This window comes from Heliomicrobium undosum (assembly GCF_009877425.1).
Lineage (GTDB): Bacteria > Bacillota > Desulfitobacteriia > Heliobacteriales > Heliobacteriaceae > Heliomicrobium > Heliomicrobium undosum.
In genome coordinates this window covers 196,623-216,213 of record NZ_WXEY01000002.1, presented here as the reverse complement: position 1 = coordinate 216,213, position 19,591 = coordinate 196,623, and the positions used below count along the sequence as shown (strand labels likewise).

Genomic DNA, 19,591 nt, shown 5'->3' with positions numbered 1-19,591 from the left:
GCTTCGAACGATACGTTCAAAGCCTTAAGTAATCAAATATGGTGGGCGATAACGGAATCGAACCGCTGACCTCTTGCATGTCAAGCAAGCGCTCTAACCATCTGAGCTAATCGCCCCTTTTGGTAGCGGTGGTAGGATTTGAACCTACGACACTACGGGTATGAACCGTATGCTCTAGACCAACTGAGCTACACCGCCGAAACCGAAGACAAGAGATATTATAGGACAGAATGACAATTGCGTCAATAGTTTTTTAATGAATAAATCCGGAAATTCGCCCCAATATTTCATGAGACGATGGGAATGGGTGGGAAATGGGGAGGATTATCGAGAACAGTGTCGAAGAGGTACTTTGATACAACACGGTCGGGAAAGGGGAGCCAAAATGGAAGAATGGGTTTTGCAGCCCGGGGAAAAACCACACCGGATCCTGACCTCCGCCGGTGACAGTTCACCCGATGGCTTGAAAGGCATTCATTTTTATTCAAAGATAAAAGAAACTGGCATGATTGACTGTCTGCTGATTTTTAAGTACGGGGAACGCCAAGCGGTTCGCCAGGCTAAAGACTTTCCGCCTGACCAGTTTGAGCACTTTCTGCGGGGAGTGGAGAGTCGATCACCCTATCCCTGCCAGATCGTGGACGGCGAAACAGAAGAGCAGGCGGCGCTGGCCCTCTGGGAATCCTTTATCGGACCTTCCGTGGAAAAAGCAGTGAGTTGATAATACTATTGCATTCATACGTTATAACCACACCATTGAATTATCGTTGCCCGCTGCTGCTCTGGCATTTACTTCCTTGTTCTTTGCACAGAAAAACTCCGGACGACAGTCCTGAGTTTTGTTTTTTGCCTGGACCTTTTATAAGAGGGCATCATATCTGTCATAACGTAGAGTAAAAAAGGGAAACAAAAAAACTCAGGTAAACCTGAGTTTTTTGCTATGTTGGTGCGAGAGGGGGGATTTGAACCCCCACGGTTGCCCACACGCCCCTCAAACGTGCGCGTCTGCCAGTTCCGCCACTCTCGCATTCACATGGAGCCACTGACCGGGATTGAACCGGTGACCTTATCCTTACCAAGGATACGCTCTACCTACTGAGCTACAGCGGCATGTACTATTAAGGAAGATGGCAGGGGAGACAGGACTCGAACCCGCAGCCTACGGTTTTGGAGACCGCCGCTCTACCATTGAGCTACTCCCCTGTAATACATTGAAATGGAGCGGGTGATGGGAATCGAACCCACGTATCCAGCTTGGGAAGCTGGTGTTCTACCATTGAACTACACCCGCAACCGGGAATAAACAAGATGGAGCGGGAAACGAGATTCGAACTCGCGACCCTCGCCTTGGCAAGGCGATGCTCTACCGCTGAGCTATTCCCGCAACATAATGGTGCCGAAGGCCGGGGTCGAACCGGCACGAGGGGTGACCTCACTGGTTTTTGAGACCAGCGCGTCTGCCAATTCCGCCACTTCGGCAAAGCAGATGGTGGGCGATGAGGGAATCGAACCCCCGACCTCATGCATGTGAGGCATGCGCTCTAACCGACTGAGCTAATCGCCCGCTGTCAGCCAGCGTTCGCCGGTGACGAAATATACTGTATCAAATTCAGAGACTAAAGTCAACAAGTTTTTTTCTGATTTTACGGAGAAAATCAAGGAGACGGAGGAAAAGTATGGTCCTTTTCCTTGTTGACGACGTTTTCCCTGTTCTACGCGTTACGTCGTCCTTATTATAGATGGAAAAGGGGGTCGATTCGAATAGGAGGTAGACAGGTCAGCACCGACCACGCTAACAAGTGGGACTCTTTCGCTTGACTTCTGCAAACGTTTTATAGTAGAATGATTTTTGTTCAGTCGGGGCGTGGCGCAGCTTGGTAGCGCGCTTGGTTCGGGACCAAGAGGCCGCAGGTTCGAATCCTGTCGCCCCGACCATTGATTTTATTGGGTTGTTTGGATGTATGGGAGTGTTGCGGTGGGGGTTTGACGCCTGGCGTGACGGCTACCGGTTAAGATCAGATGAAGACGTGTAGGTCCAGGATGGAAGTCCTGGGCTTTTTATTTTGTGTTGCGGTGATGCGAGGGTAGCAGTGGGGGAACAGCGGGCCGAAGGCCCGACGATAACATTGACAGGAAAAGCAGCGTGGCTTGGCGATTTTCGTTTGTAGTGGAAGGGGAACTACAGGGGTAATTTAAGTGAGAAAAATACAAAATTTTGTCGAAAAGTAATACGATTAACCCAGAAGGAAATTTATGACGCGAGTAGAATAATTTTGGTGAAAAATGTTGCAAGGAGGCTTTCATATGTCAGAACCAAATTATCCTGACACCAAACAAGAAGATCTGCAAGAGCAGAGTAATCTCCAAAAAACTTACGGGGTTTCTATTGGTCATTCTGTTGACGAAAAACAGTCGTGGGTAAGGAAGCTGCCTGGTTTTAGAAGTAATAAAACATGGAAAAAAGCAATTGCAGTTTTTGGTTACATATTTATCGGTTTAGCAATTATAGGATCATTTTCATCAGATAAGGAGTCACCTAAAGGCACCAACTATAGCGTTAACTCCCCGCCCCCACAAAAGGTTGATAATTCTAAAGAATCAGCAGAAAGTTTCCAAAAAGGTAATGATGCGTTTCAGGCTAAAGATTATGACACAGCATCATTATATCTAAACAAAGTTATTGCTACTGATCCTAATTATCTTAATGCAAAAGGTATGTTAAATACAATTCAATCATCAAAACTTTTAAGCTCGGCTAAGACTAAATTAAACAATAACGATTATTCAGGAGCTAAAAACGACCTAAAAAATTCACTAAATTATAATTCTGCTAACAATGAAGCATCTGATCTATTATCACAAGTCGAAGCAAAAGAAAAACAATACCTTGAAGAAAAAAGAAAGCAAGAGAAAGCTGATTTCATAAACAGTTGCCAGACTTACGAATATCGTGTACTAAATAAAAACCCTGATGCACTTAAGGGAAATAGAATTAAAACCCGTGGTAAGATAATGCAAATTCAGGAAAGTGGGAATAGCACATTCATATTATTGGAAACAACAAATAACGGTTATGATATATGGACTGATAACGTTGCAGTATTGTACGAAGGCAAAATAGATGTATATGAAAATGACAAAATAACTCTCTGGGGAGAAATTACAGGGTCTTTTAGTTATGAATCGGTGGCACGCTATAATATAACAGTTCCTGCCGTAAGAGCCAAATATATAGAAAAAGGTTTAAGGTAGGGTTAGTTATATCCAGAGCGATTCATAATTGTATAGTACTCATGGCCTAATGAGTTAGTCGCGGGGAAAAAGAGAAGATGATTCTAACAGTTCGTCCCACGACGGGCTGTTTTTCTTTGCCCTCACACGGACCAATCTTCCAGTTGCTAGTAGATTCACCTGGAGATATAGTTACAACGACCCGAGAACATAGACGCTGAAAGGACGTAAGACATCGATGAACAAGCATCTCCAGCGAGTAATCACAGAAATGGTTGCCGACCTAATCCGGCAGAAAAACAATCTCAAAGATTTCCCTGATGAAGTAATGGCAGCCGAGTATTCGATAGGAACAGCCTTGGACATAGCGGAGGCGATGGAACTGGATAGGCGGCAGATTCACAGGGATGCGTTGGAAGAGGTTAGGGGGTAACACCGATATCGCCAATATCACAGCAAGGAGAGCCGCCTGCGATAGGGCGGTTTTTTTCTGCTGTCGGGTAGATATTGACGTTAAGATCCGGTAAAAACCCCCTGTTCAACGTGTGCGGCTGTAATGGGCCACGTTCGATTTGAGGGCTGGTCTGGTATGAAGGGTATGGGTCGATGCGTTTGAGGCGACACGTGGCGACCTACGGCCTCGGTTGTTGGCGGGTGGGGGAGATGTGGGCTGCGATCAGTAAGTCCGTCCCACGACGGGCTGTTTTTCTTTTCACTCCACACGGACCAAACTTCCAGTTGCTAGTAGATCCACCTAGAGATATAGTTACAACGACCCGAGAACATAGACGCTGAAAGGACGTAAGTCATCAATGAACAAGCATTTGCAGCGAGTGATCACCGAAATGGTTGCCGACCTAATTCGGCAGAAAAACAATCTCAAAGATTTCCCTGATGAAGTAATGGCCGCCGAGTATTCAATAGGAACAGCGTTGGACATAGCGGAGGCGATGGAGCTGGATAGGCGGCAGATTCACAGGGATGCGTTGGAAGAAGTTAGGGGGTAGGGCCGACATCACCAATATCACAGCAAGGGAGAGCCGCCTGGGGAAAGGGCGGTTTTCTTCTGCTGTCGGGTTTGACAACCGGCTAAAAACCACCAGTTTGAACGTGAGACCACAGTAGTGGGCCACGTTCGTTTGAAATTCTGCATGGGATGGTAAGTAGCTTTTTAACTACAATCGGGTAGTACGGATATCAAAGGTACAATTACACGAATCATGACGTAATTTGTCGATAAAAACTTCCAGGAAATATAGGCTAAATGTCGAAGTACATCACAAAAATTAAAAGGAAGGTTAAAGCTATGCCTAAATACAATATTTACAGAATTAACAAATCAAGCCTTGGCGACTTATTAAAAAAGTTTGAAGATGTAAAGCTAATAAAAGTATCTTCTAAACAAGTAGACGAATTTACTATGGATTTTTATCTTTCCGAAGATCCGGGGAAAAAAATCGTATGGTGGGGAACGATTTACAAATCTTTTCTTACAAAAGAAAAAATTAACCAGTTAACAAATTTAAGTTACTATGCTTGCCTACTAATTTATAACAATGACACTTGTTATGCTGTTAGCCTTGGAAAGACACATTTTTACTTAAGAGACTATTGTGATTTAGACTTTGGCATTGATTTGGCAGAAAGAATATTAAGAAATGACAATATCTCAACTAAAAATTCCAGGTTATTTGGAAGTAAAAAAACAAAAACGTTAAATTCATATCAAGACGCTACGGAAATTGAGTTTGAAAGTGGAGAAGCCATTTTCTTTTTACGGGGCAAAACTATCGACGAAAGTCAGTGGGGAAAAAACATTAGTTGCGGCCATTCCGTTCAGTTTAGTTTAGATTTCGCTCCTAATAACTTAACTTCCTTAATAAAAAGAATTGAAAGTTCACTAAGAAGTAAGTCAATAAACACGATTCCTAGGTCGATGTTAATCAAAGATAAAAAGAAAATCAAAGAATTAGATGAGAAACTTGTAAGTGCGATAATAAATTACGATGTTCAGGTTACATCATCTGATACTAACCTTTCAGGCGTTGATTTTGTTTTTTCTCATACGGATATTTTTACTATCATATACAGGGGTTTATCCAAAAAGGTCAAAGGCGATTTAACAATAAGTGCATTAAACTCCTTTTTGTCTGAGAACAAATTAAGTCTAAATAATGAAGTAATTAACGAATTAAAAGTTTACGTAGAAAGTAGTACCGGTTCTTACAGTAAACCACTTAAGTTTTACATAGATTTTGTGCATGACCGTTGCTTTTTATTAGATGGGGTATGGCATAAGTTTAACCAAAACTACTTAGTCTTTTTAAACGATTACGTAAATAAAATCAAAACAGATTTTAGTGATTTAAACAATTTTTCAAAAAAAGAGTTTACAGATTATAAAGAAAAGTTACAGGCTGAAGGAACAAAATATACTTACCAAGAAAATTATTTTAACCTTATGCAAGAAAGAAACGGTTATATAAATTTAGATAGGGAAATAACGTTATTAGAAAGGTATCGTGTCGAAAAGTTAGATTTGTATAAGGATGAAACCTGGTACTTTGTTAAGATAGGAAAACCTAAAACACTTGGTTACGTAATAGATCAGTCACTTGTATCATTAAAAACTTTAGTAGAATTAGGCGGCACAATTAACTATGAGGGACAAACACTTACCCCAAAAATGTTTTGCTTGTGGTTAATACTTGATAGGAAAACAAAGATCCAATTGCTGTCGGAAATAAATTCGTTAATATTCAAAATGAAGCTTGCAGAATGGAATAGAAAAGTTAAGTTGGCTGGATTAGAAACATATATAAAAGTAGGCTATCTAGCTTAGCTCCTCAATTAAGAAAATGATAATTATCGGTAAAAACTGCGTTTAAAATTGTAGGGTGGAATGCATATGGATAGAATTACTGATTACATTCAAGCTATTATAGCAGACCTTTGGGTAAAAGAAGTATCTAAAGATTATAATGATCATTTCCTACTAAAAGAAGATTCCTTGAAATGCGCTTTCTACTATTACCTACGGCTGAAATTAGGTGACGGTTGGTTAATACGACATAGAATTCGAGTCTATCCTGAATATCATTTGTCAAAAAGAAGGAAAGCTGACTTGGCCATCGTTCGGGTTGAACATAAGTCGAATAGAAAAGGCAGACACTTATCGGAGTGTGTTGAAGATGTATTGGCAATAATCGAGTTCAAGTATAAGGTAGCTCACGTGGAGGATCCCTTTATTGAGGATAGAAATAAACTGCGTAGTTATGCTGAAGATTACAAGGAAGCTCACCTGTATGCTTGCTTCGTACACGAGAAGCTGTACGAAAATCCTCCATCATGGTTTGATGGGCGGCAGACGAACGGCTGGGCCGAGGGCAGAGTATCCGAACTTATTGGGTATTGGAACCTTGATGGAGAATATAAGTCCGATGTACGCTCTTATTAAGGATTAGGTAATCTCCGCAGCGATTTCGCCACCCACCAGCGAGGTCGCTTTTCCTTTTTACATAGCAGATGAGTTTTTCGGGGTATAGCAAGGGATGTTTGTAGGGTGGGGAGGGGTAGGTGGTCGGGAAGTCATCTGCTTAGGATACAATAGATGAAAAGTTCTAGGTTTCCAATCGACAGATTTTGTGGCATTATTTATATAGACTGGTTATTACGTTCCAAGGGGGAAATGCAATGGTTCCGAAGGCTACTGAAGCGGATACTAGAGCAAAATTGATAGACCCCGCGTTACATAAATGTGGTTGGACAGAAGAGCATATTAAAAGGGAAGTTTCAGCGGGTGCGATTGAAATTATCAGAGGACAGGCACGTCGACGTGCTCAAGGTCGTGTAGATTATCTATTACGTATCAAGTTAAACCCGGATACGCAACCAGTTGCTGTTGCATTGATTGAGGCAAAGGCAGAACATTTGCCGCCAAATCATGGCTTGGAACAAGGAAAGCTTTACGCGAATAGTAAGCGGCTGAATGTTCCTTTCGTTTTTTCAAGCAACGGACATTTATTTGTTGAGTATGATCGTATTACTGGTCTAACCTCCCAACCGAAGCCCATGAATCAGTTTCCGAATCCTGTCGAATTGCAGGCACGATATGAACAGGGAATGGGATTCAAATTAACCGAACCATCTGCATTACCACTACTTACCCGGTATTCTGGTGGGGAAGGTAACCGACGATATTACCAAGATGCTGCGATTCGTGCAGTGTTTGAGGCAATTGCTCAAGGCAAGAAACGAGCCATGCTATCCTTAGCTACTGGGGCCGGAAAGACCTTCATCGCCGTCCAACTATTAAAGCGTATTGCCGATGCTGGTCAACTTCGCAAGGCATTGTTTATTTGTGATCGTGATGAATTGAGATCTCAGGGAACAATCGCATTTCAAAAGGTATTTGGTTCAAATGCGATGGCTGTGTCTAACGGAAAACCGGAGAAAAATGCTCGTGTGCTTATAGCAACGTATCAAACACTGGATATCGATACCGAAGATGGCGGCGCAAACTTCCTTACAAATCATTATCCGGAAAATTACTTCAGCCATATTATCATTGATGAGTGTCATCGTTCGGCCTGGGGGAAATGGTCGCAAGTTTTTACGCATAACCCAGATGCGATTCAAATCGGTTTGACAGCTACGCCTAGACAGATTGAAGTTACGGAAAAGAATAAAGAAGCTTTGCAGGATGCGAAGATAACTGCAGACAACCATAAACATTTTGGTGAGCCTGTTTATGAATATGACATGAGCCAAGGTATAGAAGACGGTTATTTAGCCGCTTGTGAGATTGAACGACGTGATGTTTTGCTAGATGGAAAGAAAGAAAGAGAATACGGAGTCACCAAGGAGGACTTAAAGCGACGCAAGCTGTTGGCTGATGCTTATACAGGGGAAGTACTATCCCCGGAAGAGGCAAGAAAAACATATCGGGCGGCCAGTCTCGAGTCAAAGCTGATACTTCCTGAACGAGTATCTTCTATGTGCAGTGATTTCTTTAGTCATTTGCTTGCAACAGGTGGTCCTGAGCAAAAGACGATCATTTTCTGTGCTAGTGATGATCACGCGGACAAAGTTGCCGCAGAAATGGGTAACTTGTATGCGATTTGGTGTAGCACAAATGGGAAAAAAGGCGTCCAAGATTATGCATTTAAGTGTACAGCATCCAACTCTGGCGGAGATTATTTGGCTGACTTCAGAGGAAGTATGCAGCGTTATATGATTGCGACTACAGTTGACTTATTATCTACAGGTGTCGATATCACGCCACTACGAAATGTGGTATTCTTTCGTTATGTCCAATCACCGATTCTTTTCTATCAGATGGTCGGTCGGGGAACTCGAATTGATACACCGACAGGTAAGTTAATGTTTCGGTTATATGATTACACGGATGCAACTCGGTTGTTTGGTGAAGAGTTCCTAACCAAGTTTACGAAGAAGAGCGAAAAGCCGAGGGGCGGAGGTGAAGGAAATGATGACGGTATTAATGGGCCTCCACCTCCCCCTCCCGAGAGAACTATCATAGCACAAGGTTTTGAAGTAAAGATAACGGATGCCGGAAAGTACATCTTGACCATGGTAGATGGCAAGGCCATGCCTGTAACCGTCGAAGAGTACAAAGAAAGATTATCACAGAAGCTTATTCAGGAAGCCCCAACTGTGGAAGATTTTCGTAGTCGATGGGTTAATCCAAATGAGAGAAGGACGTTATTATCTCATCTACCTGACGCAGGCCACTCTGCCTTGCTTGTTCGGATGTTAGAGGAAATGGATGATTTTGACCTGTATGATGTGTTAGCGGAACTTGGATACGGTGTAGCTCCAAAAACACGTATAGAACGGGTCGAATCATTTGTTTACAAGCATGAAGGCTGGCTAAAGGGATTACCGGAAAGAGCGGCGAATACAATCAAAGCTTTGGCTAATCAATTTGCCAAGGCTGGAACCGACGGGTTAGAGAGCCAACAGATATTCAGAACACCAGAGGTAATGAAAGCTGGTGGGCTTGAATCGTTGAAACTCGTTGGTAAGCCTGGTGATTTACTGCGTCAGACAAAAGAGAGGATGTTCGTAGCATAAGATGCAAACCAAATGGAAAACATCAAGACTCGGAGATGTTGCAGAATATATAAATGGTAGAGCATTCAAGCCTGAAGATTGGAAAGAAGAAGGTCTACCAATTATCCGTATACAAAATCTTAATGATTTAGGTGCGCCATTTAACTATTTTGATGATGAAGTTGATAAAAAATATTTAATAGATAATGGTGATCTACTTGTTTCATGGTCTGCTTCTTTGGACGCATACATTTGGTCAAGAGGTCCCGCCATCCTTAACCAACATATTTTTAAGGTGCATGAAAAAACTGATATAATTGATCGGCACTTTCTTTATTATATTCTGAAATTTGTAATGGATGATATTAAAGATAAAGTCCATGGGGCAACTATGAAACATATAACAAAAGGACAATTTGAAGACGTGAAGATACCTCTACCACCAATTTTGGAACAAAGACGCATTGTTAACATACTCAATGAACAGATAGCTACCATTGAAAAAGCTCAGGCTGCTGCTGAAGAACAGATGGAAGCGGCAAGCTGTTTACTGGATGCATACCTGGAATTCTATTTTAATCCCGATAATAACGGTGAAGTTTGGCCAATCCGAAAGTTTGGAGAGATTACTTCGGAACGGCTAATTGGTTTAGTCCGTTCTTCAAAAGAACAAAGTATATTTGGTCAATATCGTTACCTAAAAATGAACAATATAACGACTAGAGGCTCTTTACAATTAGATTCTATTGTAGCGGTAGATGCAACAGAACAAGAGTATAAAAAATATCAACTTACAAAGGGTGACTTCTTATTTAATACCCGTAATAGTTTTGAACTTGTGGGTAAAACAGCGGTCTTTAACTTAGATGAAGATGGTTGGGTATATAATAATAACATAATGAGAGTTCGCTTCCATGAGAAAATTTGTTCAGACTTTATTAACTGGATGTTTCTAAGTAAAGGGATTAAAAAGCAGATAGATGCCTTTAAGAGTAACACTACAAGTGTTTGTGCAATTTACGATCGGCAATTAGTTAATTTAGATATTCGTTGTCCTCCGATTAATATACAAAAGAAAATTGTAGCTGAGATTAATGAGAAGGCGAAAGTAGTAGAACGGCTTAACATTGAAATGATAAAGTTGCATAACGAATTAAATAGTTTACCGCACAGATTAATCCATCAAGCATTTTCAGGAAAAATCTAGGAGGAACTATGGCGCGCCAGAAAAAAACAAACGGAAATGATAATGGAAAAACCCTAACGACACAACAAGGGATGAACCAGTACGTAAAAAACATATGTGACATTATGCGCAGATCTAACTGTGCTGGCGCTCTCCAATATGTCCCCGAGCTTACATGGATTCTCTTTCTTCGTATTTTAGATGAGAGAGAGCATATTGAGGCAGAGGAAGCAGAGGCCGTTGGCATCGACTTCATAACCTCACTTTCAAAGCCGTTTCGATGGCAAGACTGGGCCGCCCCTGAAGGAGAAAAGCGCAAGGAGCTTCAAGAAGGCGCATTGGGTGCTTTCTTTGGTTTCATCCACGGAGAGCTATTACCTTATCTTAAAAAGTTGAAAGACTTACCCAACGCCACGCCGCGTCAGAAGGTTATTAGCGAAGTCTTGTCCGGCGTCGACCGTGTTCGCATCGATACAGAACGAAACATGCTCGAAGTTCTGGATCGCGTCAACGAAATCACTGTTAACGCTATTGATGACACCCATATCTTTGCCCTCTCCCAGATATACGAAGGATTGCTGTTGAAGATGGGTGAGAAGGGTAATGATGGTGGTCAATTTTTTACACCCCGAGAGATTATCCGTACACTTGTAAAAATAGTCAACCCGAAAATCGGAGAAACCGTATACGACCCTTGTTGTGGTACGGGGGGCTTCTTAGCCCAAGCTTACGAGTATATGAGAAGCAGCGTTGCGGATGATTTAACCCCAGACCAACTGGAAGCCTTGAAGCAACATACGTTTTTTGGCCGAGAAAAAGAGAATCTTATCTATCCTATCGCCTTGGCCAACCTTGTTTTACACGGGATCGATCATCCTCACCTTTGGCATGGGAACACGTTGACCGGCTCAGAACAGTACGGAGGCCTTTATGAAAACGCCCCCGGTCAGTTCAACGTTATTCTGACCAACCCTCCCTTTGGCGGTAAAGAGGGTGCCGATGCTCAAACCAATTTTAACTATAAGACAAGCGCTACCCAGGTTCTCTTTTTACAACATGTGCTGGATAGCTTAAAGCCCGGCGGACGCTGTGGCATTGTCGTTGACGAGGGTGTCTTATTTCGAACGAACGAGCAGGCGTTCGTTCAAACAAAACGTAAACTGATCGAAGAGTTCAACCTGTGGTGTATTATCAGCCTCCCCGGAGGAGTTTTTACGACTGCCGGCGCTGGCGTTAAAACCAACCTACTATTCTTCAATAAAGAAGAAAAGACCACAGAGAAGATTTGGTACTATGACCTTTCTCATATCAAAGTTACCAAGAAGAACCCATTCGTAAAGGAATATTTTGACGAGTTCTTTAAGCTCATGCCAGAACGAGCTGATAGTGAATACAGTTGGTCGGTTAGCCGAGAAGAGATTGAAAAGAAAAACTTTGATTTGAAAGCTGTTAACCCGAATGCAAAAACAGGGGGAGATAGCCGTACGCCGGAAGAACTATTAGATATTATTGAGCAAAAAGGCAGGGAAATTAGTGAGTTACTGGCGCTGCTGCGCAAATAAACTAATTTCCCTTGTACCCTCTGCCCACAGCCAACCTATTGAATAGACAGGCAGTTCAGCCATCGCGGTTGGACTGCTTTATTTTTTCTGAGGACGGTGGGCCAATGACAGCAACTATCGGCGAACTAACGCTAGACACTATCCACCAGATGGACGTCAACGACGGCCTCAAGGATTTACCAGAAAGCAGCATCGACCTCATCATCGCCGACCCACCATACGGCATCAATTACCGAAGCGGCAGTCGCAAGCGAAAGTTCACCACAATCCGAAACGACGACACCATCATGGCCGACTGGCTTACCGACGCTCACCGCGTTCTGAAGGACGGAGGTGCCCTGTACTGCTACACCCGCTGGGACGTCTATGCCGAATGGTACAACCGCATCTCCCAGCACTTCACCATAAAGAACTGCATCATCTGGCACAAGAACGGCGGGGGAATGGGCGATCTCCGTGGAGCCTACAGTCCCGCTCACGAATTCCTCATCTACGCCGTGAAGGGCCGCCACATATTAAAAGGAAAGCGAATCTCCGATGTGTGGCAAGTTCCCCGCGATCCTGGCGCCACCTACGTTCATCCCACGCAAAAGCCGGTAAAGCTGGCCGAGATGATTATCGAGAAATCGTCGGAGCCCGTTGATATCGTACTGGTCCCTTTCTGCGGCAGCGGGGGAGACTGTGTGGCAGCCAAAAAGCTTGGCCGCCGGTTCATTGCGTTTGATGTGGAGCAGCAGTACATCGATGCGGCCAACGGCCGGTTGGCAGAGGCGGCTTAATTTCGTATCTCACGTGGATCCACGATTTACCTCCCGGATAGGAGTAGAACGTATGTTCCATAATGCGAACATATGTGCTAATCTTTTCTGGGAGGTGTCTTTTTATGGACGAAAGGACGAAAGCATTTTTCCAGAACAACCGTCTGTGGCGACCGTTTCTATTGCCTGAACATCGCATCGTAACCCGCGACAACACTCGGGCCGCGCTGTCAAACGAAGAACCGCTACCGGAACCCACAGAACTCCACTTGGAGGAAATGGAGCGTATGATCGGAGCGGCTCTACGTGACAGCCGGGAAATCCAGATTCGGCTACGGACCAAGCAGTGGATATCAGCGGTGCCGGTTAAGGCTAAGTCGGGGAAGTTGTTCGTCGACACAGATAGGGGAGAGCGCGAAATCCGTTTTTCCGATATCGTTGACGTCCGCGAGTAATCACGCATCGCCACAGTTCATGCTGTTTGGCCACGTGTGCCCACAGAACCGGCCGCTAATATCGTTGATACAGATACTAACAGCGAGGCACACGTTGGCGCATAGCCGGCCACCTTGCCAACCCAGCCGTGCGGCAGCCGGGCGGGGCGAGCGTGGCGGAGGTGCTGGCCAGACTAGTTAAATGAAATAACCCAACGGTCCATGGTATGGATTGAGGACTTAACGGTCCAGACCTATGAGTAACTTTTACACATACCTATGGGTAATATTTACTCATACCTATGGGTAACTGTTTACCCACTAACAAGAACCAACGTGTATCTATAACGGTGAATAGATTAGATTAACTGTAACTAACTATTATAACGTCAATACAGTCCTTTGCTCTGACTCTTGAACACGATGAACTTGTCAAAGAGCAGCGCAGGTCAGATTGCCCAGCCGCCAACAGTCTTGCAGCCTACGCCCCAACCTGCACAGCTATGATACCAACCTGGCCGTGAAGTTGCTATATGGGGTTACTGGTGGAAAGCCCTGTAAATCACCTGTCACAGTTGCTGCTATTTATCGTCATACTTAGCCTAGGTCGTAATTGGCCTGGGCTATTTTTGTTGGCCGTTTTTTGGAGCGGGGGCGTTGGTGGCGCTTGCGGTCGATGAAGACCTGTGGCCCCACGCCATTATAAAGGAAACCCCACGATTGGAATGGTTGAATGTGGTGGCGGAGGGCACTGTGAAAGATTGAGGGGCGGGCGTTCTGAGCAGCGGGCCGCGCTGAAAATCCTGATGGCGCTGCGACAATTCTCTGTAGATTGCTGTACTTGTCGTTAAATTAGAAGTAGGTACTAATTTTCAATCAAAAAGGAGTGACTGAGACATTGTCAGATCAATCGAAGAAATACGCGCTGAACGGATCGCAGAGGCTCGCTGCCGAAATACTCGCCACCAACGACGTCCACAAAATGACACTGGCCCAGATCGCCCAGGAGGCTGGCGTGAGTGATCGCACGCTGTACCGTTGGAAGCAAGACCCCGACTTCATCGCCTACCAGAACGAAGTGGCCGAATTGACCATGAAAGATTTCCTGGCCGAGGCGTACAACAACCTGAAAGATATTGTCCGTGCCAGTGGCAGCGAGAAAAACAGGCTCAAGGCCATCGAACTCGTTCTCAAGAACCAGGGCCGCCTTACCGAAGTCCAGAAGATTGAGGCCAAGGTGGAGGACAGCCGCTCTAACGATGCGATTGAGGCCGAGATCGACAACCTCAAGAAGTTGCTGGCCGAGATGTAAGCAAAGGCTTCTAGCTTTAAGCGAGGAGCCTTCGAAATCATCCTCTTTCGTTGCATTAGTCGCTGGTTAGAGATAAGCTGTGTCCCACGAAGGCCCAGTCTTCGTCGGGATATCCGGCAATCTAACCAGCGTCTATGCAAGGAGAGGACATCATGATCGACGCACTCATTGAAGAACTCCGGCAGCAAGGAAAGAGCCCGACCACCCTGCGCTCGTACATGGACAGTTGGGGCCGCTTCTCACGGTGGTACGAACAGACCAACCCCCACCCCACCCCCACCGGGGGGGATGCAGGGCCGCAGATGGCCACTCAACTGGACATAGCAAATTTCAAACGTTTCGCCTCCAGTAACTTCAAGCCCAACACCGTGGCCCTCACGATGATCCACCTCAACGTCATATTCCGGTGGCTCGCACAGAGGGGCCTCACGCCCGACAACCCGGCCGAACATGTGGACCGGGTATCTGTACCCCAATCGGCTCCCAAATGGCTGACACGGGGCGAACAGAATGCCCTGGTGCGAACGGTGCGGCAGCATGGGAGCCTGCGGGAATTGACGATGGTCACGCTGATGCTGCACACCGGCGTCCGGGTCCAGGAACTCTGCGATATCCAGATGAGGGACGTCACCCTCACCGACCGCAAGGGCCTGCTGGTGATCCGCTACGGCAAACACGGGAAGTACCGTGAGGTCCCGCTCAACGTGGATTGCCGGCGGATCCTGCTGCGGTTCATCGAATCCCGAAAGAGCAGCAGCGAATACCTATTCTACTCGCAGCGCAGCGACAAGATGAGCCCCAGGGGAGTGTCGTTCCTCATCGCCAAGTACGCAAACCTCACTGGTATCGACCACCTCACATGCCACGCCTTGCGCCACAGCTTTGGCCATCAACTTGCGGTGCTGAAAGTCCCGCTCGACGTAATCGCCCGGCTCATGGGGCACATGAAAAAAGACGGCTCTCCCAACCTCGCCATGACCAGCCGGTACACGATGCCTGGCGAGGAAGATTTGGCGAGAGCCGTTGAGGAGTTGAGCTGGGTATGACGGTAGTCGAATTTAAATCGACCACCATATCACCAAATTAACGCAGGCTCCCTTATAAACATACGATTGCCCACGTGAGCCTGGACGTTGCGACGTGTCGCGAGAGAATATTCATCTGGGGTCATTGCCCCAGGAAGATATTCTGTTTGAACGTGTGCCAACGTGCAGGCTATGTGGGGGAATCCCATGATGGCGCCAGAAAGGAGTAGGAAGCAATCGCAACAGCCGTTATTTCCAAGCAGTTTTCCATGCAGTCCGCAGTAACGCCACGGACCCTCGCCATCTCAGAAGCATTCGGCCTATCGCTGGATGAGGACCAGACCTACACCGTCTTCAACCGGTTTGATATTCAAATCGGTTCAGGCGACATCATGTACATCACCGGCGATTCGGGCAGCGGAAAGTCTTTGCTGTTGCGTGAGCTTCAGTCCCGGCTGCCGAAGGCCATTTCCACGGACGATATCGAAATCCCCGATGACGTACCCATCATTGACGGCGTTGGGCAAGACCTTGAGCAGGCGATGTACCTGCTATCCTTGGTGGGCTTAAACGACGCCTTCATTCTCCTTCGCAAATTCCACGAATTGAGCGAGGGGCAAAAGTATCGTTTCATGTTGGCTAAGCTACTCGAATCGGGTGCCGACGCCTATCTTATGGATGAATTCTGCGCGCTACTGGATCGGGAGACTGCGAAGGTGGTCTCTTTTAATATGCAGAAAATCTGCCGGAAACTGGGGAAGACGCTGATCGTCGCTACGTCTCACACCGATCTGATCGCCGACCTGCATCCATCCATCCTCGTCAAAAAAGGGCTGGAGCAGGATGTCCGCGTGGAATACCGATCCGTCCCCAACGCCCCAGCCTGTTCGCTCATTTCAAACATGCAAATCGAACCTGGCTCATTGGCCGACTACCATGTGCTGTCCCGATTTCATTACCGGCAAAAAACAGTGCGCGCCGTACAGCACATCTTCAAGCTGGTGAACGGCGATGAAGTGGTCGGCGTGATCGTCTACGTATACCCGGCGCTATCTTTGGCCGGCCGCAACGCCTACACGCCCCGGTACAAAGCAGCCAGTTCGGAGATCGCCCGGCGGCTTAACGACGAGGTAACGACGATCAGCCGGGTTGTCATCCATCCGAAATACCGCGGTGTCGGCCTGGGGGCAAAGCTTATCCGCGACACCATGCCGATGACGGGCAAGCGATACGTCGAAGCGTTGACCGTCATGGGCCGCTTCAACCCCTTCAATGAAAAAGCCGGGCTCATCCCGGTGCCGTACCAGCCAAAAGACCGGTTCAAGGGCGTCCGCAACCAACTCATTCTGTTGGGCTGGGATATGCAGAGGGCGTCGAGCTGGCGATATAACCAGGAAAAGTTGGCCGGGCTTGACGAGCGCACCTATCAGATGGTGGCCGCCGAAATCTTCCGCCGGGTGCAGCAGGGGAGGGTGGGATGCGTTCGAGGCGGCGCTAAAAAACAGACGGTAAAAACAGCGAAGGATTTTACCCTCCAGGATATCGCCGAGATGATAAAAGAGGCCGTACCTCGGGAGAAGGTTTATTTGATTTGGGAGAACCCCGATTGGAGGGCCGAAGAAGCGGCATAGCTGGCAGTAAACTCCTCAAGAAAATAACGGTAAAAACGGTAAAAACAAGTTTACCGGTCGGCGATTCAGAGATATAGTGTCACTGCAAGCCGATACCGCCAAATCACGAGGAGGAACGCACCATGCAACGCAGCACGCTCAATCCCAATCGGACCTTCGGCGTAGAAATCGAGTTTTTCGGGGTTCGCTACGACCGGGTCATCGAGGCGCTCACCGCCGAAGGCATCGATGTGAAGCACGAATCTTACAATCATACGACCCGGCGGCATTGGAAACTGGTTTATGATAGCAGCGTTAATAAGACCGGAACGGGGAACTCAGAAGGTGGCCACGAACTGGTATCACCGATCCTCAAGGGCAAAGAGGGCTTGGCGGAGTTAGGCCGGGTGCTTGCCATCCTGACGGCAATCGGGGCGAAGGTGGACAAGACCTGCGGATTCCATGTACACCACGGAGCCAACGACCTGAACCTTGACGGATTCAAAAATCTTTTCGCCATGTATTACAAGTTCGAAAAATGGATCGACATGCTGGTTCCGCCGAGCCGCCGCGGTAACTTCAACCGCTACTGCAAATCCATCGAGCAAACACAGATCGACCAGATGGCAGCAGCCACGACGATGAATCAACTCGGCGGGATCTTCCAATCGCGATACATCAAGTTGAACTTCCAATCCTTCTGGGTCCACGGCACCATCGAGTTCCGGCAGCACGGCGGCACCCTGGAACCGAATAAGGGAATCCAATGGGTCACCTTCACCCAGGCCATGGTGGAACGGGCGATGGAACAGAAAATCCGAGTCACCCATGACCGGGATGCGGTTGATCTGGACAAGCAGGAACGGCGCTTTCGCCGGATGATATTCGGCGACTACAAGGCCGGATGCCTGGATAACGAATACGGCCAAGCCTTCGTATTTCAAACGGAGCGACGCCAACATTTTCAGAGCCGGGTGGCATAACCCGGCTCCCAACCCCCAATAACACGAGGAGGGCACAATATGCTCCAATCGACGATTCGAGTACAACTTCGGGATGGGCTGGTCATCGAAGGCAATACATTCGACGATGTGGTTCGCAACCTTTGGACCGATTCTTGGGACAATTCCTCCACCGTCGAGGATTTCATGGCCGCCGTCCAGCAGCGGGTCATCCTTCAAACGGGCCGGGAGATTTCCTTCAGCGACTGTGAATCCTTCCTTCGAGAACTGCAGCGGCTCTGCCTGGTCACCGCCATCGACTGGATACCCATTCATTAATCAGCAAGGGGAAAATGACGATAAAACACAATGTACCCCGCTTCGTTCCCATCCTTTACTTCGCTTATGGCTCCAACCTTCACCAAGAGCAAATGAAAAACCGCTGCCCAGACAGCCAACCGGTTGCGAGGGCAACGGCTCACGACTTTTCCTTGACCTTTCGGGGGAATTATCGGGGCAACGGCGTCGCAGATATCCAACCTACCAAAGGACGCCGGGTAGAAGGGGCCTTGTATAAAGTCAGTTGGGATGATTTGATCGCCCTTGATCGCTACGAGGGATATCCGTTTCTGTATCAGCGCCAACTCATTTCCGTCAGCACCAAAGAAGGGCCAGTAAACGCCTTCGTCTATCGGATGAACAAGGGCTTTCACTACCAAGCCCCGTCGAACAGTTACTTCGATATCATCCGGCAGGGATATCGCGACTGGGCAATGGCTGAAACACCATTACTCTCTGCCAGAGACCGTTTGAGCCAACCTCACCACGCCGCCAAATAAGCTACATGGGGGACGGTGAACCACTGCCAGACGTAAGGGAAAAGTACAACCGCAACAGGATATTGCCGACGAGCGAGACCATAGCCGCCATGGCGATGAAAGTCACGACCATAACCGCCGCATACTTGAGCGCAGTCGGGATTTCAGACCTAACGCTTGGCTCAGTTGCTTTGCGAACAATCGTGACAGGTGTGCGGTTTCTAACCGGCGGCTTCAACCGGCCAGCAGAGATTGTGGGCAAGATACGTCGCCTCGGAGAACTCTTCAAACGACTCATGCCATCGCCCTCCTGACGATTAGTCTGTGAGGGCTTGTCTTTTTCATGTACGGCGGCGGTTTGTCGGGAAGCCTGGAACTTAATTAAGTTCGGCAATAACCTTTTCGATGTCATCCAAACATAGCTGGATGAAAGTTTGTCCGGGAAGAAGATTCATCCGGCAAACGCCTTGATAAGAAAGGATATCTTCGACGATGACCAGGTGGGCAATTAAGGTATCTTGCCAGTATACCTTTAGCTGGTTTCCGTCATCTGTCACCAGAACGTTGCCCAATTCTTCAAGATGAGGAGAAAAATTTATCTCCCAAGGACCTAATTTCATCAGAATCAACCTCCTAGCT

18 protein-coding genes and 10 tRNA genes are annotated in these 19,591 nt (G+C 46.7%); 18 read left to right on the top strand and 10 right to left on the bottom strand.

Features of this window, described 5'->3' with window-relative positions; all coding sequences use genetic code 11:
• Positions 1-39 precede the first annotated feature (39 nt).
• Positions 40-116, bottom strand: a tRNA-Val gene (locus GTO91_RS03190).
• Positions 117-120: 4 nt separating this feature from the next.
• Positions 121-198, bottom strand: a tRNA-Met gene (locus GTO91_RS03185).
• Between the two features lie 187 nt (positions 199-385).
• On the opposite strand from GTO91_RS03185, the gene GTO91_RS03180 reads away from it, so the two are divergent.
• Complete coding sequence (locus GTO91_RS03180; RefSeq protein WP_161254721.1) at positions 386-721, top strand: hypothetical protein; 336 nt, start codon at positions 386-388, stop codon at positions 719-721.
• A gap of 223 nt (positions 722-944) precedes the next feature.
• Here the strand turns inward: GTO91_RS03180 and GTO91_RS03175 are convergent.
• From GTO91_RS03175 to GTO91_RS03145, 7 genes are all read right to left on the bottom strand, one after another.
• Positions 945-1,027: transfer RNA gene (locus tag GTO91_RS03175), tRNA-Leu, on the bottom strand.
• A 7-nt stretch (positions 1,028-1,034) separates the two neighbouring features.
• Positions 1,035-1,110, bottom strand: a tRNA-Thr gene (locus tag GTO91_RS03170).
• An 18-nt stretch (positions 1,111-1,128) separates the two neighbouring features.
• Positions 1,129-1,203: transfer RNA gene (locus GTO91_RS03165), tRNA-Trp, on the bottom strand.
• Positions 1,204-1,217: 14 nt separating this feature from the next.
• Positions 1,218-1,291, bottom strand: a tRNA-Gly gene (locus GTO91_RS03160).
• An 18-nt stretch (positions 1,292-1,309) separates the two neighbouring features.
• Positions 1,310-1,384: transfer RNA gene (locus tag GTO91_RS03155), tRNA-Gly, on the bottom strand.
• A gap of 7 nt (positions 1,385-1,391) precedes the next feature.
• Positions 1,392-1,479 (bottom strand) — tRNA-Leu (locus GTO91_RS03150).
• 8 nt (positions 1,480-1,487) lie between these two features.
• Positions 1,488-1,564 (bottom strand) — tRNA-Val (locus GTO91_RS03145).
• Between the two features lie 294 nt (positions 1,565-1,858).
• On the opposite strand from GTO91_RS03145, the gene GTO91_RS03140 reads away from it, so the two are divergent.
• The 17 genes from GTO91_RS03140 (at position 1,859) to GTO91_RS03060 (ending at position 18,973) form a co-directional block, all read left to right on the top strand.
• Positions 1,859-1,935: transfer RNA gene (locus GTO91_RS03140), tRNA-Pro, on the top strand.
• A gap of 369 nt (positions 1,936-2,304) precedes the next feature.
• A complete protein-coding gene (locus tag GTO91_RS03135; protein ID WP_161254718.1) occupies positions 2,305-3,252 on the top strand; it encodes a tetratricopeptide repeat protein in 948 nt (315 codons plus the stop codon).
• A 217-nt stretch (positions 3,253-3,469) separates the two neighbouring features.
• Positions 3,470-3,664 (top strand): hypothetical protein, encoded by a 195-nt coding sequence (locus GTO91_RS03130; RefSeq protein WP_161254714.1) that lies wholly within the window; start codon positions 3,470-3,472, stop codon positions 3,662-3,664.
• Between the two features lie 379 nt (positions 3,665-4,043).
• On the top strand, positions 4,044-4,238 hold the full coding sequence (locus GTO91_RS03125; RefSeq protein ID WP_161254714.1) for a hypothetical protein: 195 nt from the start codon (positions 4,044-4,046) through the stop codon (positions 4,236-4,238).
• A gap of 257 nt (positions 4,239-4,495) precedes the next feature.
• On the top strand, positions 4,496-6,073 hold the full coding sequence (locus GTO91_RS03120; RefSeq protein WP_161254711.1) for a DUF6119 family protein: 1,578 nt from the start codon (positions 4,496-4,498) through the stop codon (positions 6,071-6,073).
• 66 nt (positions 6,074-6,139) lie between these two features.
• A complete protein-coding gene (locus GTO91_RS03115) occupies positions 6,140-6,688 on the top strand; it encodes a hypothetical protein (protein WP_161254707.1) in 549 nt (182 codons plus the stop codon).
• Positions 6,689-6,924: 236 nt separating this feature from the next.
• Positions 6,925-9,327, top strand: coding sequence for a DEAD/DEAH box helicase family protein (locus tag GTO91_RS03110; protein ID WP_161254704.1), 2,403 nt, complete (start codon positions 6,925-6,927; stop codon positions 9,325-9,327).
• Position 9,328: 1 nt separating this feature from the next.
• Positions 9,329-10,513 carry a restriction endonuclease subunit S gene (locus GTO91_RS03105; RefSeq protein WP_161254701.1) on the top strand — a complete coding sequence of 395 codons (1,185 nt, stop codon included), beginning with the start codon at positions 9,329-9,331 and terminating at the stop codon, positions 10,511-10,513.
• 8 nt (positions 10,514-10,521) lie between these two features.
• Positions 10,522-12,054, top strand: coding sequence for a class I SAM-dependent DNA methyltransferase (locus GTO91_RS03100; protein ID WP_161254697.1), 1,533 nt, complete (start codon positions 10,522-10,524; stop codon positions 12,052-12,054).
• 104 nt (positions 12,055-12,158) lie between these two features.
• Entirely contained in the window at positions 12,159-12,833 is a 675-nt protein-coding gene (locus GTO91_RS03095) for a DNA-methyltransferase (RefSeq protein WP_161254693.1), read from the top strand.
• Positions 12,834-12,937: 104 nt separating this feature from the next.
• Positions 12,938-13,267: a hypothetical protein gene (locus tag GTO91_RS03090; RefSeq protein WP_161254690.1), complete on the top strand. Its 330-nt coding sequence runs from the start codon at positions 12,938-12,940 to the stop codon at positions 13,265-13,267.
• Positions 13,268-14,144: 877 nt separating this feature from the next.
• Positions 14,145-14,558 (top strand): phBC6A51 family helix-turn-helix protein, encoded by a 414-nt coding sequence (locus tag GTO91_RS03085; protein WP_161254687.1) that lies wholly within the window; start codon positions 14,145-14,147, stop codon positions 14,556-14,558.
• A 152-nt stretch (positions 14,559-14,710) separates the two neighbouring features.
• Positions 14,711-15,604: a tyrosine-type recombinase/integrase gene (locus tag GTO91_RS03080; protein WP_161254684.1), complete on the top strand. Its 894-nt coding sequence runs from the start codon at positions 14,711-14,713 to the stop codon at positions 15,602-15,604.
• Between the two features lie 248 nt (positions 15,605-15,852).
• On the top strand, positions 15,853-17,214 hold the full coding sequence (locus GTO91_RS03075; RefSeq protein WP_161254681.1) for an ABC transporter ATP-binding protein: 1,362 nt from the start codon (positions 15,853-15,855) through the stop codon (positions 17,212-17,214).
• 122 nt (positions 17,215-17,336) lie between these two features.
• Positions 17,337-18,176, top strand: a complete 840-nt coding sequence (locus tag GTO91_RS03070) for an amidoligase family protein (RefSeq protein ID WP_161254678.1) — start codon at positions 17,337-17,339, stop codon at positions 18,174-18,176.
• Positions 18,177-18,215: 39 nt separating this feature from the next.
• Positions 18,216-18,473, top strand: coding sequence for a hypothetical protein (locus GTO91_RS03065; RefSeq protein WP_161254675.1), 258 nt, complete (start codon positions 18,216-18,218; stop codon positions 18,471-18,473).
• A gap of 14 nt (positions 18,474-18,487) precedes the next feature.
• Positions 18,488-18,973 carry a gamma-glutamylcyclotransferase family protein gene (locus tag GTO91_RS03060; RefSeq protein WP_161254672.1) on the top strand — a complete coding sequence of 162 codons (486 nt, stop codon included), beginning with the start codon at positions 18,488-18,490 and terminating at the stop codon, positions 18,971-18,973.
• Between the two features lie 356 nt (positions 18,974-19,329).
• Here the strand turns inward: GTO91_RS03060 and GTO91_RS03055 are convergent, their stop codons facing one another.
• Positions 19,330-19,572, bottom strand: a complete 243-nt coding sequence (locus GTO91_RS03055) for a hypothetical protein (RefSeq protein ID WP_161254669.1) — start codon at positions 19,570-19,572, stop codon at positions 19,330-19,332.
• Positions 19,573-19,591: the final 19 nt, after the last annotated feature.

What these genes read in the sequence shown, in the direction of transcription:
- GTO91_RS03180 (WP_161254721.1), top strand. Translation starts at nt 386, where the DNA reads ATGGAAGAATGGGTTTTGCAGCCCGGGGAAAAACCACACCGGATCCTG.
- GTO91_RS03135 (WP_161254718.1), top strand. Translation starts at nt 2,305, where the DNA reads ATGTCAGAACCAAATTATCCTGACACCAAACAAGAAGATCTGCAAGAG.
- GTO91_RS03130 (WP_161254714.1), top strand. Translation starts at nt 3,470, where the DNA reads ATGAACAAGCATCTCCAGCGAGTAATCACAGAAATGGTTGCCGACCTA.
- GTO91_RS03125 (WP_161254714.1), top strand. Translation starts at nt 4,044, where the DNA reads ATGAACAAGCATTTGCAGCGAGTGATCACCGAAATGGTTGCCGACCTA.
- GTO91_RS03120 (WP_161254711.1), top strand. Translation starts at nt 4,496, where the DNA reads ATGTCGAAGTACATCACAAAAATTAAAAGGAAGGTTAAAGCTATGCCT.
- GTO91_RS03115 (WP_161254707.1), top strand. Translation starts at nt 6,140, where the DNA reads ATGGATAGAATTACTGATTACATTCAAGCTATTATAGCAGACCTTTGG.
- GTO91_RS03110 (WP_161254704.1), top strand. Translation starts at nt 6,925, where the DNA reads ATGGTTCCGAAGGCTACTGAAGCGGATACTAGAGCAAAATTGATAGAC.
- GTO91_RS03105 (WP_161254701.1), top strand. Translation starts at nt 9,329, where the DNA reads ATGCAAACCAAATGGAAAACATCAAGACTCGGAGATGTTGCAGAATAT.
- GTO91_RS03100 (WP_161254697.1), top strand. Translation starts at nt 10,522, where the DNA reads ATGGCGCGCCAGAAAAAAACAAACGGAAATGATAATGGAAAAACCCTA.
- GTO91_RS03095 (WP_161254693.1), top strand. Translation starts at nt 12,159, where the DNA reads ATGACAGCAACTATCGGCGAACTAACGCTAGACACTATCCACCAGATG.
- GTO91_RS03090 (WP_161254690.1), top strand. Translation starts at nt 12,938, where the DNA reads ATGGACGAAAGGACGAAAGCATTTTTCCAGAACAACCGTCTGTGGCGA.
- GTO91_RS03080 (WP_161254684.1), top strand. Translation starts at nt 14,711, where the DNA reads ATGATCGACGCACTCATTGAAGAACTCCGGCAGCAAGGAAAGAGCCCG.
- GTO91_RS03075 (WP_161254681.1), top strand. Translation starts at nt 15,853, where the DNA reads ATGCAGTCCGCAGTAACGCCACGGACCCTCGCCATCTCAGAAGCATTC.
- GTO91_RS03070 (WP_161254678.1), top strand. Translation starts at nt 17,337, where the DNA reads ATGCAACGCAGCACGCTCAATCCCAATCGGACCTTCGGCGTAGAAATC.
- GTO91_RS03065 (WP_161254675.1), top strand. Translation starts at nt 18,216, where the DNA reads ATGCTCCAATCGACGATTCGAGTACAACTTCGGGATGGGCTGGTCATC.
- GTO91_RS03060 (WP_161254672.1), top strand. Translation starts at nt 18,488, where the DNA reads ATGACGATAAAACACAATGTACCCCGCTTCGTTCCCATCCTTTACTTC.
- GTO91_RS03055 (WP_161254669.1), bottom strand. Translation starts at nt 19,572, where the DNA reads ATGAAATTAGGTCCTTGGGAGATAAATTTTTCTCCTCATCTTGAAGAA.